16 protein-coding genes are annotated in these 15,023 nt (G+C 60.3%); 9 read left to right on the forward strand and 7 right to left on the reverse strand.

The genetic code is table 11. The features are described 5' to 3' along the window. Positions 1-412 precede the first annotated feature (412 nt). From cobJ to CKW18_RS07535, 7 genes are all read right to left on the reverse strand, one after another. Positions 413-2,101 (reverse strand): precorrin-3B C(17)-methyltransferase, encoded by a 1,689-nt coding sequence (gene cobJ, locus CKW18_RS07505; RefSeq protein ID WP_095188258.1) that lies wholly within the window; start codon positions 2,099-2,101, stop codon positions 413-415. Beyond that, positions 2,101-2,835: a precorrin-2 C(20)-methyltransferase gene (locus tag CKW18_RS07510; protein WP_371857616.1), complete on the reverse strand. Its 735-nt coding sequence runs from the start codon at positions 2,833-2,835 to the stop codon at positions 2,101-2,103. Before CKW18_RS07510 ends, cobJ begins: the two co-directional genes overlap by 1 nt. Further along, entirely contained in the window at positions 2,832-3,458 is a 627-nt protein-coding gene (locus tag CKW18_RS07515; RefSeq protein WP_007914573.1) for a precorrin-8X methylmutase, read from the reverse strand. The genes CKW18_RS07510 and CKW18_RS07515 overlap by 4 nt, the downstream gene beginning before the upstream one ends. Beyond that, the gene (cobG, locus tag CKW18_RS07520) at positions 3,451-4,749 is read right to left on the reverse strand and encodes a precorrin-3B synthase (RefSeq protein WP_095188259.1); all 1,299 of its coding nucleotides are present in this window, start codon (positions 4,747-4,749) and stop codon (positions 3,451-3,453) included. Before cobG ends, CKW18_RS07515 begins: the two co-directional genes overlap by 8 nt. Before the next feature lie 150 nt (positions 4,750-4,899). Beyond that, positions 4,900-5,562, reverse strand: a complete 663-nt coding sequence (locus CKW18_RS07525) for a hypothetical protein (RefSeq protein WP_095188260.1) — start codon at positions 5,560-5,562, stop codon at positions 4,900-4,902. A 49-nt stretch (positions 5,563-5,611) separates the two neighbouring features. Beyond that, positions 5,612-6,427, reverse strand: coding sequence for a hypothetical protein (locus CKW18_RS07530; RefSeq protein WP_095188261.1), 816 nt, complete (start codon positions 6,425-6,427; stop codon positions 5,612-5,614). Positions 6,428-6,569: 142 nt separating this feature from the next. After that, the gene (locus CKW18_RS07535; RefSeq protein ID WP_141233086.1) at positions 6,570-7,241 is read right to left on the reverse strand and encodes a hypothetical protein; all 672 of its coding nucleotides are present in this window, start codon (positions 7,239-7,241) and stop codon (positions 6,570-6,572) included. Between the two features lie 243 nt (positions 7,242-7,484). On the opposite strand from CKW18_RS07535, the gene cbiE reads away from it, so the two are divergent. From cbiE to CKW18_RS07580, 9 genes are all read left to right on the forward strand, one after another. Then, a complete protein-coding gene (gene cbiE, locus CKW18_RS07540; RefSeq protein WP_095188263.1) occupies positions 7,485-8,696 on the forward strand; it encodes a precorrin-6y C5,15-methyltransferase (decarboxylating) subunit CbiE in 1,212 nt (403 codons plus the stop codon). Next, on the forward strand, positions 8,689-9,786 hold the full coding sequence (locus tag CKW18_RS07545) for a cobalt-precorrin-5B (C(1))-methyltransferase (RefSeq protein ID WP_095188264.1): 1,098 nt from the start codon (positions 8,689-8,691) through the stop codon (positions 9,784-9,786). The genes cbiE and CKW18_RS07545 overlap by 8 nt, the downstream gene beginning before the upstream one ends. Next, positions 9,783-10,511, forward strand: a complete 729-nt coding sequence (locus tag CKW18_RS07550) for a cobalt-precorrin-6A reductase (RefSeq protein ID WP_095188265.1) — start codon at positions 9,783-9,785, stop codon at positions 10,509-10,511. The genes CKW18_RS07545 and CKW18_RS07550 overlap by 4 nt, the downstream gene beginning before the upstream one ends. A gap of 186 nt (positions 10,512-10,697) precedes the next feature. Continuing rightward, a complete protein-coding gene (locus CKW18_RS07555; RefSeq protein ID WP_095188266.1) occupies positions 10,698-11,000 on the forward strand; it encodes a type II toxin-antitoxin system RelE/ParE family toxin in 303 nt (100 codons plus the stop codon). Between the two features lie 3 nt (positions 11,001-11,003). Further along, positions 11,004-11,294 carry an addiction module antidote protein gene (locus CKW18_RS07560; protein WP_095188267.1) on the forward strand — a complete coding sequence of 97 codons (291 nt, stop codon included), beginning with the start codon at positions 11,004-11,006 and terminating at the stop codon, positions 11,292-11,294. A 97-nt stretch (positions 11,295-11,391) separates the two neighbouring features. Next, positions 11,392-11,790, forward strand: coding sequence for a DUF2946 domain-containing protein (locus CKW18_RS07565; protein ID WP_095188268.1), 399 nt, complete (start codon positions 11,392-11,394; stop codon positions 11,788-11,790). A 49-nt stretch (positions 11,791-11,839) separates the two neighbouring features. Then, positions 11,840-12,319, forward strand: a complete 480-nt coding sequence (locus CKW18_RS07570) for a copper chaperone PCu(A)C (protein ID WP_095188269.1) — start codon at positions 11,840-11,842, stop codon at positions 12,317-12,319. 21 nt (positions 12,320-12,340) lie between these two features. Next, entirely contained in the window at positions 12,341-12,787 is a 447-nt protein-coding gene (locus CKW18_RS07575; protein ID WP_095188270.1) for a DUF2946 domain-containing protein, read from the forward strand. Between the two features lie 84 nt (positions 12,788-12,871). Next, complete coding sequence (locus CKW18_RS07580; RefSeq protein WP_095188271.1) at positions 12,872-14,992, forward strand: TonB-dependent copper receptor; 2,121 nt, start codon at positions 12,872-12,874, stop codon at positions 14,990-14,992. Positions 14,993-15,023: the final 31 nt, after the last annotated feature.

Below are 15,023 nucleotides of genomic sequence, written 5' to 3' on the forward strand. Positions count from 1 at the left end.
CATGCCCACTGCCGGAACACTCAATACGTCACAAATCGGGTCATACTTTGAAACGCTGCCGTCAACGTCCCGAAGTGACAGGCAGGCAACTGCAGATTAGGCGGTGCAACAGGCTACAAACCGTTGCCAGCGAAGGTTTGATGAGAGTGCAACGTGTTCGACAAAACTAGGGCAGCGGCCCGCGTTATTCAAACCCAAGAAAATTCAAACAGTGTCTGAATACATAACCCATAACATTCAAACCGGCACTTTGAATAATTCAGCGACGCATTAATATCCAGACCGTCAGTCACACAGACGCACAAGGCCGTAAACCCTAAGGTTCACGGCCTTGTCTTCAATTGATTTAAAACATCTCCCTCAGCAAACTTTTGCCACGTTGTTCACGCCAACTAACGTTTGCACATCCCTGTCAGGAAACGGGCTTTTCTCCATACCAGCGAGGCGTGTAGACCCAATCGCCGCCCGCTGCACGGGGGAAGGTGCAGGTGGTGGACGAACCGATCAGCACCATGGTGCGCATGTCCACCTGATCCACCGTCAGCGCCCCGAGCGTCGTGGTCCGCAGGGTCTGTCCCGGTCGACCGATATCCCGTCCCAACACCACCGGGGTTGCAGGCGTGCGGTGCTGCGCGACGATTTCCAGCGCCCGCCCCAGTTGCCACGGCCGGGCGCGGGAGATCGGGTTGTAAAACGCCAGGGCCAGATCCGCTTCGGCGGCCAGGTCCAGACGTTTCTCGATGATCGACCAGGGTTTGAGGTTGTCCGACAGCGACATCACGCAGAAGTCATGACCCAGCGGTGCACCGGCCTGCGCAGCGGTAGCGAGCGAGGCGGACACGCCCGGGAGGATTTCCAGATCGACGCTGTGCCACGCCGGGTCATCGGACTCGTGCAACGCTTCGAGCACCGCCGCTGCCATGGCGAACACGCCCGGATCACCGGACGACACTACGATCACCGAACGGCCCTCGGCCGCCAGCCTGAAGGCGTGACGCGCGCGCTGCATTTCTTCGCGGTTGTCGGTGCAATGCTGCACCTGATCGTCGCGGAACGGGCCGGCCATGCGTACGTAGGTTTCGTAGCCGAGCACGTCGGTGGCGCGGGCCAGTTCAGCTTTTACCGCCGGCACCATCAGTTCGGCAGCGCCGGGGCCGAGGCCGATCACCGCCAGGCGTCCGCGTGGGCGACCTATTTGCGCCACGTCCAGCGGCTGTTCGGCGACAGCCAAAGTGATGCCGTGTGCCGATTCAATCATCGACACGCCCGGCAGCGTATCGAGGTCGCCCGTTGCGCCGATAAACCGCAGCGGCACACACAGTTCCAGCGCCGCTTCACGCAGGTTCGCCGAAGCCATTTGAGTGTCGATCGCCACCAGACAGGCCAGTGATTGCACCGCCACGTCCGCCTGATGCAACGCCGCACGCAGAGAATTCGGCAGATCGCTGATGTCGGCGCTGACCATCGCCGCGACACTGCGCGGGTAAATCAGCAACTCATTAGCGTTCGCTTCGCGTTCGGCACTGCCGATATGGATCGAACGCTGCGCCTGTGGATCTTCCGGCAATTGCGCCTGATCCAGCCACGGCGCCGCACCTTCGATGCGCACGCTGTGCCCAGCCAGCAGATCGGAGACAAAACGCTTGCCCAGTTCCAGATCCGCGAGCGCATAACCGCTAGGGGGATTGAGCAGGCAGGTGCCAAAACGCAATTCGCCGCTGGTGGTAATGGCCGCCGCGACTTGCAGCCCGGCGGCGATTTCCCGGGCCATGACATTCACTCCGCCGAGGCCGCCGAGCAGTGGCACCACGGCGCTGCCATCTTCGGCGACGGCGAGCACCGCAGGTTCGGCGCCCTTCTCCAGCAACAGCGGCGCCAGCGTGCGAATGACAATGCCGGCCGCGCACAGGGCAATGATTGGCGTGTCCTGCTGATACAACTGGCGCAGGGTCGCGCCGAATTCCTGATAGCTGCAATCGGCGCCTTCGACCCGACCGGCGAGGCCGTGGATCTGCGCCGCCGGGTACACCTGCTGAATGCGCCGCGCGGTGGCCAGGCTGCCCTGACCGAGAATGACAATGGCGGGAGTCGATTGAGTCATCAGCCTTGCCACCGTTCGCCGGGCACGATGATCAGCGAGAAGTACGGCGACGACATCGGCTCAACCTGATCCATCGGCACAATCTTCTGATTGGCCATGGTCGCGCGTTCGACATACAGCGCCCGCTCGGCGAGGCCGAGTTCTTCGAGCACTTGACGCACTTTGGGGAAGTTGCGCCCCAGCTTCATGATCACCGCCGCGTCGGCATCGGCCAGACGGCGCTTCAGATCTTCATGGGGCAGAACGCCGGAAAGCACCGACAGACTCTGGTTGCGATACACCAACGGCGCACCCAATACCGATGCGCCGCCCAGCATCGAGCACACACCCGGCACCACTTGCGCTTCATAGCGGGTGGCGAGGCGATCATGCAGATACATGTAGGAACCGTAGAAGAACGGATCGCCCTCACAGATCACCGCAACGTCGCGGCCGGCATCCAGATGCGCGGCCACCGTCTCGGCGGCCTCATCGTAGAAATCGCTGATGACTTGCTCATAGGAAAGCGGGGCCGGCAGCGCTTCGGTGGTCACCGGGTACACCAGCGGCAGCAGATTCTGCGCTTCTTGAAGGTGCGCTTCGATGATGCCGAAGGCGTTGCCCTTTTTGCCCTTGGCGACGAAGTACGCCACCACTGGCGATTCGCGCAGCAGGCGCAGAGCCTTGACAGTAATCAGCTCCGGATCACCAGGGCCGACGCCCAGGCCAATCAAACGACCTTTTGCCTGCATCATTCGATCTCCGTGGCGAGGGCATTGACCGCTGCGGCGGCCATGGCGCTGCCGCCGAGCCGACCTTGCATGATCACGAACGGTACGCCACGGCTGTCGGCCGCCAGCGCCGCTTTCGATTCGGCGGCGCCGACGAAGCCCACCGGGAAACCGAGGATCAGCGCCGGTTTTGGTGCGCCGGCGTCGAGCATTTCCAGTAGATAGAACAGCGCGGTCGGCGCGTTGCCGATCACCACCACACTGCCTTCCAGATGCGGCCGCCACAGTTCCAGCGCGGCGGCAGAACGGGTGTTGCCCAACTCGCGGGCCAGCTCCGGCACGCTCTCATCGCGCAGAGTGCAGATCACTTCGTTGTTGGCCGGCAGACGCGCGCGGGTCACGCCTTCGGAGACCATCCGCGCATCACACAGAATCGGCGCACCGGCGGCCAGCGCATCGCGCCCGGCCTTGCCCGCACCTTCGGAGAATTGCAGACCGTCGACAGCCTCGACCATGCCGCAGGCGTGGATCACCCGCACCGCGAGTTTTTCCAGGTCGGCCGGGATGCGCGCCAGATTGGCTTCGCTGCGAATGATCGCGAAGGAGTTGCGATAGATCTCCTGACCGTCGCGGATGTAATCAAGCATCAAGGGGGCTCCGAGAGCGGACGGCGAGCAAGGTCGCGGCCGCTTCAATAGTAAGGTTGCGTGCGTGCAACGCGCCGAAACCCGGCTGCGCGGCATCGCGAAAATAGAGGTCGTAATACCCGGCACTGACGGCCAGCAACGTCGCCGGGGCACAGTGGGCGGCGGCGCACGAACGCGTGCAGCCGGACAGATGCACGCTCTGGGCCAGGGGTAACAGGCTCGCCAGAGTACGAGCATCGTGCTTGGTGTCGGCCAGGCCTTTGCCGCAACCAGCGGAGCCGGTGCAGGCGATGAGTGTCGACAGGGGGTCAGCGGCCTTGGTGAGCAGACTCAGTTGCTGGAGACTTCCGAGCACTTGTGCGGCATCGCTCGCGCTCACGTTTGGCAGCAGCAGACTTTGCCACGGCGTGAAGCGCAGGCTGCCATCGCCGAACCGACGAGCCAGTTGCGCGGCACCGCGCAGCATGTCCGGGTCGAGACGGCCAAGTGGCGGCGCCGCGCCGATGTAAACCAGATTGTCGATATCTTGCGGGTGAGCGCCGATGCGCAGATCGTCCGCTGCCGGGGCACGTTGCCAGGCGCTGATCACCTTGATCGGCAGGCGTGCCCTGAGCTGTTCGAGAAACGCCAGCATCGGCAATTCGTCGAGCAGGTGGCGCATCCGCGTTTGCTCTGGCCGCGCCCGCTCAAGGAATAATTCCAGCACCGCCACCACCAGCGCGTGGCCGTTTTCCAGCGCCACGGCGCCGATGGCGCGATCCGTCGGGCAACCCGCCAGACCGAATGCCAGCAGCGTTTCACCGTCACGCTCGAATGCCGACAGCCACAGGTCATGCGGATGTTCGAGCATCGCCAGCGCTTCGCCGCCATCCAGTTGCACGGCGAATTTGGCGCTCAAAGCGTGGAAGCGTGGATGGCTTTGCAGGGTGTCGAGGATCTGTTCGGCGAGCGCCCGGGTGTCGACGCGCATTTGCCGGTCGATCCCGGCGGTCGGGCTGAGCATCAGGTTGCGCACATCGTCGCCCGCTGCCGTGCGTGGCCCCAGACCTGCGGCGAGCAGACTGTCGATCAGTGCAGCGGATTGCTGACCGATGCCACGTATTTGCAGGTTGGCGCGGTTGGTCGCCTCGATCACACCGCCGGCGAACTGTTCGGCGGCATTGGCCACCGCGTCAGCCTGATCGGCGCTGATCGAGCCACCATTGAGCTTGATCCGACAGATACCGCCGTCCAATGCCTGGACGATACGCAGCAACCCCGGGCAGGCCGAGGGGCGTATGGCGGTGGACATCGGGCGTTCGTTCAAGGGACTGACCGGTTGCGTGGGAAAGGCGCGGTATTATGCCTGCTTTGTCCGGCCGCATGATAAGTCTGCCCGTCGCCTCGTCAGGTCGAGCAGACAATAGAAGCGTCGCGGACACTTGGACGTCGGGGCACACGCTCAGTCCAGAGCGATGATTTGCTTATGACGCCGTTCACCCAACAACGAAATGATCGTGGCACGGGAAAGGTCATAGTCTTCCGGATCGGCCAGCGCCTTGTAACCATCGACATAGAGGTTACCCAGAACCTTTTCAGAATTGAAACGGTGTCGAAGAACGTTATCGACTATGGGTTCATCGAACTCGAAAGCTATCAACACAACCGTGATGGTCAGATCAGGGCAAACGACGCCGAACATGAACCGTATCCATTTATCCTGATGTACCACATGCTGTTGCAGCTCTTCAATTGCGGGCGCTGCGAGTGCCTGCTCAAGCCGTAGCTGCACGTTTGAATCCATTACCGAAGCAACCGTTTCAGGTATCCATTCCCCCAGCACCTGTCGCGCCAGTCCCAATAAACTGAAACGGCCAGGCATTGACACAGGAAAGTTTGCATCAGGATTGTCCAGCAGCATTGCACCGGTCACCCTCATCGCCATCTTGTTGGCGCGGGTCCAAGTCTCTACCTGTGTTAAATCGGTAATCTTGTTGGTGGCCGCCGCTTGTGAATAAAGCAAGGCATCCAGACTGTCTTGCGTGTCTGATTCCGACAACTCATCCGCCACCAGAATCACAGCACCTGCGCATATGAACGCTTTGAATCCAAGGGTCTTGTGCATCGTCCACTCCTTAAAAGCCAGAGGTCTGCACCCCTGGCTCCCGTTAAATTCAGGCTTTGCCGAACTCAATGCTGAGTGCTTTTTGGCGCTGCTCGGCCAGTGCCTTGACGATCAGCGGTTCGGCGACACCGTAGTCGTCTTCCGAGATAGTCATGGTGGATGCACCGTTGTAGATTTCAACGCTGGAGCTTGTCCATTCAACAAACAGTACTTTGGTCGGCTGAGCCTTGGCGGTGTACTGCACGGCAGCCACGGCCATCGTAATGTCACCGTCAGCGTCTTCAAAAGAACTCGACATGCAGAAGTTACCGCCGTCGGCCTTTTTCGAGTTGTTTTCGAAAAGCTTCAACGCTTCCGGCTCATTCTTCAGCGCCTCCAGGGTGGCATCCGCTACCGTCGACAGCACTTTCAATGCTGCTTGACCTTTACTGACGGCCGCGCCCACCGCGGTGTGAATGATCGACAGTGCAAGGTTGTCCATGGTCAGCTTTTGCGAAGTTGCCTGGTAGCGGTGATAGGGCTCGCCAAAGACAAACCATCCCGCCAGTTTCATCAGACGCATGAATTCGTTATAACGCTGCTCTTTTTGGTTTGCTGCCGGAAACTTGAGCAGCGCACACAGATCGGCATACATATAAGTATTTTTAACAATTCGCTTGCTGCGCTTGGACATACTTGCGTCGAAACCGGCAATACCCGACCCCATAATGGCCGCGTTCAATTCATCCTTATCAACAGGCAAAGTAGCGCCTCCAGCCATCCTCGGCATAATCACCGGGGGTTGCGCTGCGATAAGTGCATTGGTTTCCTGAATCATCGCAACACGTTGCGCTGCGCTCATTACTTGATTGTTTACTTCATTCATAAAATAATCCCTTCTAATTAATTAAAACGCCGCCTTGGCGTAGAGGCAAAGTAACCGCCATAGAAAAACCAGGCAAGTTCCATTTAATTCAATTGGTTTCTAAAAAAACAATAACTAAAGATGCTCCGACCTCTCGCACAGATCAGGACTTCAATGAGAGCTCTATTTCCTTGACCCTCATTTCGCGAACGGTAGCAGTCAACAAGTCCCGATACTTATCCATCTCTTTCGGCGTGGTCACGAAACGCCTGGACTGTAGATCAAGTTGAGCGCTGCTGTGCGTTATGTTCCAGAACAGATAAGTGGAAACCCATTCGTTATTAAGTAACCGCACATTACTGATCACGATCTCCAGTTCCTTATGCACGTTGTACTGTGCAGGGGCAAACCGGAAATCGCCCCACTTGCGCGTGCTGTCGGTGAACACCTCGACTCCGGCAGCGTCGTATTCAAGTAACTGGAAGGTTTCCTTCATCCGCTTGATCTTTTCCCTGCTCAACTGTGTCGACAGTGACTTCGCCCACACGTCTAGCACCGCACCGGAAAAATCATTGTCCGCGATAATCACAGGAGCATGTTCCAGCCCCCAACCGACAGACCAGAGCACCCCTGAATAAAACTCAAACCACTGTGCGGGTTCCCGTTTTCGGTTAAAGAGCTTATCAGCCCGGTATTCTGCCAGACGCATACTGTCTTTGATGAACTGCCGATCCTGCCGGGTCACTCCCGAAAGAAAGGACAACACATTACTGCCCATGACGACTGAACTACTTTCCCCAGAGAGTGATTCAATCTGTTGTTGCGTATCGCTCATAATAAACTTCTCCATTTTTCATTTTGCCCTCAGGCACTCATTCATTGATATCACGCGCACTTTTCTCTCAAAAACCAAGCGACGCACCATCCAATAGCAACTTACCAACAAACAAATCACTTCTTTGAGAAACAACATAAACATTTGATGTCTGATTCCACGCTGAAAATAGACAGCAGTCAGTTACCCGCCACCGCGTTATCATGTCGCCCATTAACGGCAAGTACGCGATTGAGGAACGGCATGACCCCTTGGCTCACGGTTGTAGGTATCGCTGAAGACGGCTTTAACGGTCTTGGTAAAAACGCCCGGCGTGCCCTGATGAATGCTTCGCGGATCGTCGGCGGACAGCGCCAGCTGGACCTGTTGCCGGTGTGCATCCGTGGCGTGCGCCAGTTATGGCCAAGTCCTTTCTCGCTGGCACCGGTACTGGACCGACGTGGCGAATCAGTTTGTGTGCTGGCCAGTGGTGACCCGATGTTCTACGGCGTCGGCGCCAGCCTCGCGCGTCAGGTGCCAAGCGACGAGATGCTGATCCTGCCTGCGCCGTCGTCCTGCTCGTTGGCTGCCGCCCGTCTCGGCTGGCCATTACAGGAAGTGGTGACACTGTCGCTGGTGGCCCGACCGCTGGCAGCCCTCAATGCCCAACTGTTCAGCGGCGTGCGCCTGTTGTTGCTGAGCAATGACGGACAGAGTCCGGGGGCGGTCGCGCAATTGCTCCGTGAGCGCGGTTTCGGCCCGAGTCGCATCAGCGTTCTGGAGCATTTGGGCGGCGCTGCCGAACGGCGTATCGACGCCACGGCCAATGCCTGGAACGAATCGCCGATTGCCGACCTCAACGTGATCGCCGTCGAATGCCTGGCCGACGCCCATGCTCCACGCCTTTCGCGCCTCGCCGGCCTCCCCGATTCGGCATTCGAGCATGACGGCCAACTGACCAAACGCGACGTGCGCGCCATCACCCTCGCCCGCCTCGCCCCGACGCCCGGTGAATTGCTGTGGGACGTCGGCGCCGGCAGCGGCTCGATCGGCATTGAATGGATGCGCGCGCACCCCAGTTGCCGGGCGCTGGCCATCGAAGCCGATGACGGCCGCCAGCAATTGATCGAACACAATCGCGATGCTTTGGGCGTGCCCGGCCTGCAATTGATCCGTGGCCGCGCACCGCAGGCGCTCGCAGGGCTGGAACGCCCGGACGCGATCTTCATCGGCGGCGGCGTGACCCGTGAAGGTGTCTTCGAGACTTGCTGGGAACAACTCAAACCCGGTGGCCGGCTGGTCGCCAACGCGGTGACACTGCAAAGTGAGATCAGCCTGATGAACTGGCGCGAACGCCATGGCGGCGAGCTGACGCGCATCCATGTCGCCCAGGCGCAACCGCTTGGCGAGTTCGATACCTGGCGTCAGGCGCTGCCAATTACCCTGCTCGATCTGGTCAAACCCCTCGATGCGTGACGAAACCGCCGAACAACCCGCGCCCCTGCGCAGTGGCCTGACCACCGGCAGCTGCGCCACGGCCACCAGCCTCGCTGCTGCCCGCCTGTTACTCGGTGGCATTGGCGCCGATGCGGTGCAGATTGTCTTGCCCAAAGGCAAGCAGGTGCAGATGCGTCTGGAGTTCTGCCGGTTGACCGACGACGGTGCCGAGGCCGGGACGATCAAAGACGCCGGCGACGACCCGGACGTGACCCACGGCGCCCTGCTCTATTCGCGGGTGCGCTTGATGGCCGAGCCGGGCGTTCGTTTCAATGCCGGCTTGGGCGTCGGCACCGTGACCCGTCCGGGACTGGTGCTGGCTGTCGGTGAGCCGGCGATCAACCCGGTGCCACGCAAGATGATCAGCGATCACCTGAACCTGCTTGCGGCCGAGACTGGTTACGCCGGCGGCTTCGACGTCACGGTCAATGTCGAAGGGGGTGAGGCACTGGCGCTGAAAACCATGAATCCGCGTCTGGGCATTCTCGGCGGCTTGTCGATCCTTGGCACCAGCGGCATCGTCCGGCCATTTTCCTGCGCGGCATACATCGCGTCGATCCATCAAGGCATCGACGTCGCCAAAACCAACGGCTACCTGCACATCGCCGCCTGCACCGGCAACGCCAGCGAAGACACCATGCGCCGGGTCTACAACCTGCCGGAAATCGCCCTGATCGAAATGGGCGATTTCGTCGGTGCGGTGCTCAAGCATCTGCGCAAAGTGCCTGTGGATAAACTCAGCCTGTGCGGCGGCTTCGGCAAGATCAGCAAACTGGCGGCCGGGCACATGGATCTGCATTCACGGCATTCGAGCATCGACCTGCCGCAACTGGCGCAATGGGCAGCGGCGATTGGTGCCGATGAGGTTTTGCAGCAGAGTATTCGCGAGGCCAACACCAGTCAGCAGGCCTTGGCCATGGCCAGTGCGGTCGGCATCGCGCTGGGTGATGAAGTGTGTCGCCATGCGCTGAATTTCGCCCGCAGCGTGGTGCCGGCGCAGGTCCAGGTCGAAGTGTTTGCGATTGATCGTCAGGGCGCGATTGTCGGGCATGCCGGAGGTTTTGCATGAAACGGATTTTGCTGCTGGGCGGTGTGACTGAAGCGCTGGCCATCGCGCGGACATTCGGGCCTTCGCACATTTACAGCCTGGCCGGTGTGGGCCGTGTGCCGACTGACTTGACCTGCCAGGTACGCGTCGGCGGCTACGGCGGCGCCGAAGGTCTGGCGCAGTTCATTCGCGACGAAGGCATCGATCTACTGTTCGACGCCACGCATCCCTATGCCGCACAGATCAGCCACAACGCCGCCACCGCCGCGCAGTTGGCCGCAATCCCCTGCTGGGCCCTGCGCCGCCCGGCGTGGCAACCGCAGCCCGGTGATGACTGGCGCGAAGTCAGCGACTGGGCTGAGTTGATGACAGCCCTCAAACCGTTTCGCCGACCGCTGTTCACCCTCGGCCGCGAACCACTGCAACACCTCGATGAAATCCCAGCAGACCAGTTCTGGACCCTGCGCGCCCTCGACGTTTACCCCGGCAACGCACGCTGCGAAGTGATCGGCGCGCGCGGGCCGTTTCTGCTGGAGGATGAACGTGCGTTGTTCGAGCGGCGGCAGATCGATGTGCTGATCAGCAAAAACAGCGGCAGCACCGCGACCGAGCCGAAGCTGGAAGTGGCGCGTGAGCGTGGAGTGCCGGTGATTGTGTTGAAGCGGCCGGGGTTGCCGGGGGTTGATCGGGAGTTTGGGTCGACGTCTGAAGTCCTCGCAGCTCTATCCGTGTCAGATAAATCCTGATTTCGAATTTACTCGCGAATTGGCCGGCAATTTTTTAAGACGCGGCCGACTGTACTCTGCTACAGCTTCCCCCCCAATATTTCGATTCCTTTTATCCAAATAGCCGACACGTCAGCAAACTCCCATCAATGTCCTAACGGGAGTTTGTCGCTTGCCATGCTGTATCCCAAGGAATACGATCCAGACATGATCGACTTTGAACGATCCCGCACATTCGCCGATTGGCTCGACTGTTTGAAAGACACCATCGGCAAAGCTCGAATCATCGCCAGACTGCGAGCGGCGGAGCACGGAAACTTTGGTGATTGCGAGTTCGTAGGCGACACCGTTTATGAAATGCGTGTACATGTCGGCCCTGGTTACAGGATGTACTTCACACGCCGAGGCGAGGTGGTTTATTTGCTACTGATCGGGGGCGACAAGTCGACACAAAAACGAGATATCAAACGCGCCATACAGATGGCGCAAAGCATCGGAAATGAGGAGTAAGTCATGACCGAAAAATTCAGCCGTTTCGACGCTGCAGAATTTCTTAAAACACCCGAAGAAATGGCCGCATACCTCGACGCGTGTTTTGACGAAGATGCGGGTGATGGAGTGCTGATACGGGCAGCACTCAATGATATTGCCAGAGCTCAGGGCATGACCCAAGTGGCACGCGATGCTGGCTTGGGCCGGGAAAGTCTTTATAAAGCGCTGAGCAGCACTGGCAATCCCGAATTCGCAACTATCATGAAAGTCATGAAAGCCTTGGGTTTGAGATTGCACGCTGTCGCTCAGTGAGCACTCTGCGACACCAAACCGCACGACGCTTTTTTACTTATCGGCCCTGATCAGGCTAAATAGCCGCGCCTGATCGCCCACCCAACGGATCTGTCCCATGAACCGACACCGGCTAGCCATTGCCTGGATCGCCTGCTTTGCAGTGCTGTTCAACATGCTCGCCATGCCGATGACGGGAGCGATGGCGCAGGCGGCCAATTCACCGGCCGAGCAATTGCTCTGGAGCAGTTTCTGCACCGGCAGCGGGACGAAGATGGTGGCGATCAATATCGGCACCACGGATCAGCAAGCCCCGTCCGACGACAACCATTCCAACATGCAGCATTGCTGGTGTTGCTCGGGGTCAGCGCCGCTGGTGGCGTTGCCGGGGCATTCGCCGCAGCTGTATTTCGCCCGCTTCGAAAGCAATCGCAGCGTGGCGCCCGCCTCTCTGCAAACACCAACACCGCGCCAGCAATGGCCGAGTCTCAATCCCCGCGCTTCCCCTCTGGTTTGATTTGTTCCCGCATTTGACCTGCGTTTTCAAATCGTTCTGGAGAACTGCCATGTTGAACAAATTCATCGTCATCGCTGCGCTGTTGCTGCCGGCGTGCTTCGCCCATGCCCACGAATACAAGGCTGGCGAGCTGGAAATCGCTCACCCGTGGTCGCAGGAACTGCCGCCCAATGCGCCGACTGTCGCCGCTTACTTCGTGATCAACAATCCCGGCAAGACCGACGACCGCTTGCTCAGCGTCGACTCACCGATCTCGGGCAAAGCCGAGCTGCACGAGCACGTCATGCAGGGCGATCTGATGAAGATGCAACAGGTGCCGAACGTGTCGGTGCCCGCCGGCGGCCAAGTGACCTTCGCACCGATGGCCTATCACGTGATGCTGCTGGAGCTCAAAGACCGCAGCCTGCTCAGCGACGGCAAACGCTTCCCGCTGACGATGCACTTCGAGAAGGCCGGTGACGTGACGGTCGAAGTCGCCGTGCAGAAGAAGCCACCGCAAACCACGCAGGCCCACGCGCACGCTCAATAACCACTGCGGTTGACGACGCCCATGCGCCCGTCGCGCGCCAGGCCATCCTTGCAACGCCGTCAGGCTGAACACCTGACTCGCGGCAGCTGGATCGCCCTGTTCGCCATGTTGATGATCTTTATCGGCCCACTGATTTCTCAGTCGATGCCGATGGATCAACACGCCTCGACCTCCATGCCGATGAGCATGGACATGTCGATGGACATGCCCGGCATGGAGCACTCGGGGCACGACGCCAAGCCTTCCGCCGAACACTGCCCGCCGCAATCCTCGCACCATGCCATGTGGGAAAAGTGCGGTTATTGCAGCCTGCTGTTCAATTGCCCGGCGCTGACCGGCGGTGGTTCATTCGCCACATTCAGCATCGCCCACGCCAATACCATCACCCCGCCCTCCCCACGCATGGGCCATGCCCGGCAAACCTTCTTCCCCGGCGCCCGCACCCGCGCCCCGCCCGTCGCAGCCTAATCACCCACCGCTGATTACACACGGTTGAGAAGACAGCTTCAGGCTGCCGGCCGTGTCGTTTACGACTGTTTGATGGAAATTGTCATGTCCAGGTTTTCTGCTGTTCCACGTCTGAGCTGCGCTCAGGCGAACTTCGCTTTGAACGAATCGCGGATTCGTTTCGGGCACGCTATCGCCGTCCTTTGCGGCGTCCTGCTGTCCCCGCTGGTGCTGGCCGATGATCACACCGCACACGCGGATGAACTGAGCCCGACGGTGATCACCGCCATTGCGCCCAGTTCGCCACTGACCATCGTCACCAACCCCAAAGACCCACGCCAACCGGTGCCGGCCAGTGATGGCGGCGATTATCTGAAAACCATTCCGGGCTTCGCCCTGGTGCGCAATGGCGGCACCAACGGTGATCCGGTGCTGCGCGGCATGTTCGGTTCGCGCCTCAATATCCTCACCAACGGCAGCATGATGCTCGGCGCCTGCCCCGGCCGCATGGACGCGCCGACCTCGTACATTTCGCCGGAAACCTACGACAAACTCACCGTGATCAAAGGCCCGCAAACCGTGCTGTATGGCCCGGGTGCCTCGGCCGGCACGATTCTGTTCGACCGCGAGCCGGAGAGCTTTGGCGAGCTCGGCACGCGGGTGAACGCGAGCATTCTGGCTGGCTCCCACGGGCGCTTCGACAAGGTCATCGATGCCGCTGCCGGCGGGCCGCTGGGTTACGTGCGGGTAATCGGCAACACCGCGCATTCCGACGATTATCGCGACGGCAACAACGACATCGTCGCCTCGCGCTATGACAAGTGGAACGGCGACGTGGCGCTCGGTTGGACCCCGGACGCCGATACCCTGATCGAGCTGACTGCCGGCAAGGGCGACGGCGAGGCTCGCTACGCCGGGCGCGGCATGGACGGTTCACAGTTCCTGCGCGAGAGCCTCGGCCTGCGCATGGAGAAATCCAACATCACCGACGTACTGGAGACGCTGGAGGCGCAGGTCTACTACAACTACGCCGACCACGTGATGGACAACTACACCCTGCGCACGCCGTCCGGCACCGGGATGATGGCAGGTCCCATGGCGTCCAACGTCGACCGCCGCACCCTCGGCGCGCGGATCAAGGCCACCTGGCGCTGGGCTGACATTCAACTGATCACCGGGCTCGACGCGCAGACCAATGAACACCGCCAGCGCAGCGCAATGGGCATCGACACCTACAAGGACGTACCGCGTAACAAGGACGCCGATTTCCACAACTACGGCGTGTTCAGCGAGATGACCTGGTACGCCGCCGACCGCGACCGGCTGATCACCGGCGCTCGAATCGACCGTGCTTCAGCCAAGGACTACCGGCAAACCAGCGGTTCGGGAATGATGGCTCGCCCAAACCCGACCGCCGACAACACCCGTGCCGACACATTGCCCAGCGGTTTCGTGCGTTACGAGCATGACCTGGCCGACAGCCCGACCACGCTCTACGCAGGCCTCGGCCACGCACAGCGCTTCCCGGATTACTGGGAGCTGTTTTCGCCCAAGTCCGGCCCTGCCGGTTCGGTTAATGCGTTCGATTCGATCAAACCGGAAAAGACCACCCAGCTGGATTTCGGCGTGAACTACAAGAGTGCCGATCTTGAGGCCTGGGCCTCTGGGTACATCGGTGTGGTGCGTGACTACATCCTGTTCGATTACACCCCGACGATGATGGGCATGAGCACTTCGCGCGCCGAGAACATCGACGCGCGAATCATGGGCGGTGAACTCGGTGCGGCTTACAACCTCACCGATAACTGGAAAGCCGATGCGACCCTGGCTTACGCCTGGGGCGAGAACAGCAGCGACGGCTCGGCCCTGCCACAAATGCCGCCGCTCGATGCACGTTTCGGCCTGACCTACAGCGAAAACAACTGGAGCGCCGGCGCACTCTGGAGGGTGGTGGCCAAGCAAAACCGTATCGATCAGAACAAGGGCAACGTGGTCGGCAAGGATTACGACAAGAGTTCGGGCTTCGGCGTGTTCTCGCTCAACGGTGCCTACCGGATCAACAAGAACTGGAAGGTCAGCAGCGGCGTCGACAACCTGTTCGGCAAGGCTTACGCCGAACACCTGAACCTGGCGGGCAACGCCGGTTTCGGCTACCCGGCCAATGACCCGCAAGCCATCAATGAGCCGGGGCGCACGCTCTGGACCAAGGTGGACATGAGTTTCTAACACCCACCCATGTGGGAGCGAGCCTGCTCGC

This window comes from Pseudomonas sp. Irchel 3E19 (genome assembly GCF_900187585.1).
GTDB classification, from domain to species: Bacteria; Pseudomonadota; Gammaproteobacteria; order Pseudomonadales; family Pseudomonadaceae; genus Aquipseudomonas; species Aquipseudomonas baetica.

Coding starts and splice junctions, on each gene's coding strand:
- cobJ (WP_095188258.1), bottom strand. CDS start 2,101: ATGACTCAATCGACTCCCGCCATTGTCATTCTCGGTCAGGGCAGCCTG.
- CKW18_RS07510 (WP_371857616.1), bottom strand. CDS start 2,835: ATGATGCAGGCAAAAGGTCGTTTGATTGGCCTGGGCGTCGGCCCTGGT.
- CKW18_RS07515 (WP_007914573.1), bottom strand. CDS start 3,458: ATGCTTGATTACATCCGCGACGGTCAGGAGATCTATCGCAACTCCTTC.
- cobG (WP_095188259.1), bottom strand. CDS start 4,749: ATGTCCACCGCCATACGCCCCTCGGCCTGCCCGGGGTTGCTGCGTATC.
- CKW18_RS07525 (WP_095188260.1), bottom strand. CDS start 5,562: ATGCACAAGACCCTTGGATTCAAAGCGTTCATATGCGCAGGTGCTGTG.
- CKW18_RS07530 (WP_095188261.1), bottom strand. CDS start 6,427: ATGAATGAAGTAAACAATCAAGTAATGAGCGCAGCGCAACGTGTTGCG.
- CKW18_RS07535 (WP_141233086.1), bottom strand. CDS start 7,241: ATGAGCGATACGCAACAACAGATTGAATCACTCTCTGGGGAAAGTAGT.
- cbiE (WP_095188263.1), top strand. CDS start 7,485: ATGACCCCTTGGCTCACGGTTGTAGGTATCGCTGAAGACGGCTTTAAC.
- CKW18_RS07545 (WP_095188264.1), top strand. CDS start 8,689: ATGCGTGACGAAACCGCCGAACAACCCGCGCCCCTGCGCAGTGGCCTG.
- CKW18_RS07550 (WP_095188265.1), top strand. CDS start 9,783: ATGAAACGGATTTTGCTGCTGGGCGGTGTGACTGAAGCGCTGGCCATC.
- CKW18_RS07555 (WP_095188266.1), top strand. CDS start 10,698: ATGATCGACTTTGAACGATCCCGCACATTCGCCGATTGGCTCGACTGT.
- CKW18_RS07560 (WP_095188267.1), top strand. CDS start 11,004: ATGACCGAAAAATTCAGCCGTTTCGACGCTGCAGAATTTCTTAAAACA.
- CKW18_RS07565 (WP_095188268.1), top strand. CDS start 11,392: ATGAACCGACACCGGCTAGCCATTGCCTGGATCGCCTGCTTTGCAGTG.
- CKW18_RS07570 (WP_095188269.1), top strand. CDS start 11,840: ATGTTGAACAAATTCATCGTCATCGCTGCGCTGTTGCTGCCGGCGTGC.
- CKW18_RS07575 (WP_095188270.1), top strand. CDS start 12,341: ATGCGCCCGTCGCGCGCCAGGCCATCCTTGCAACGCCGTCAGGCTGAA.
- CKW18_RS07580 (WP_095188271.1), top strand. CDS start 12,872: ATGTCCAGGTTTTCTGCTGTTCCACGTCTGAGCTGCGCTCAGGCGAAC.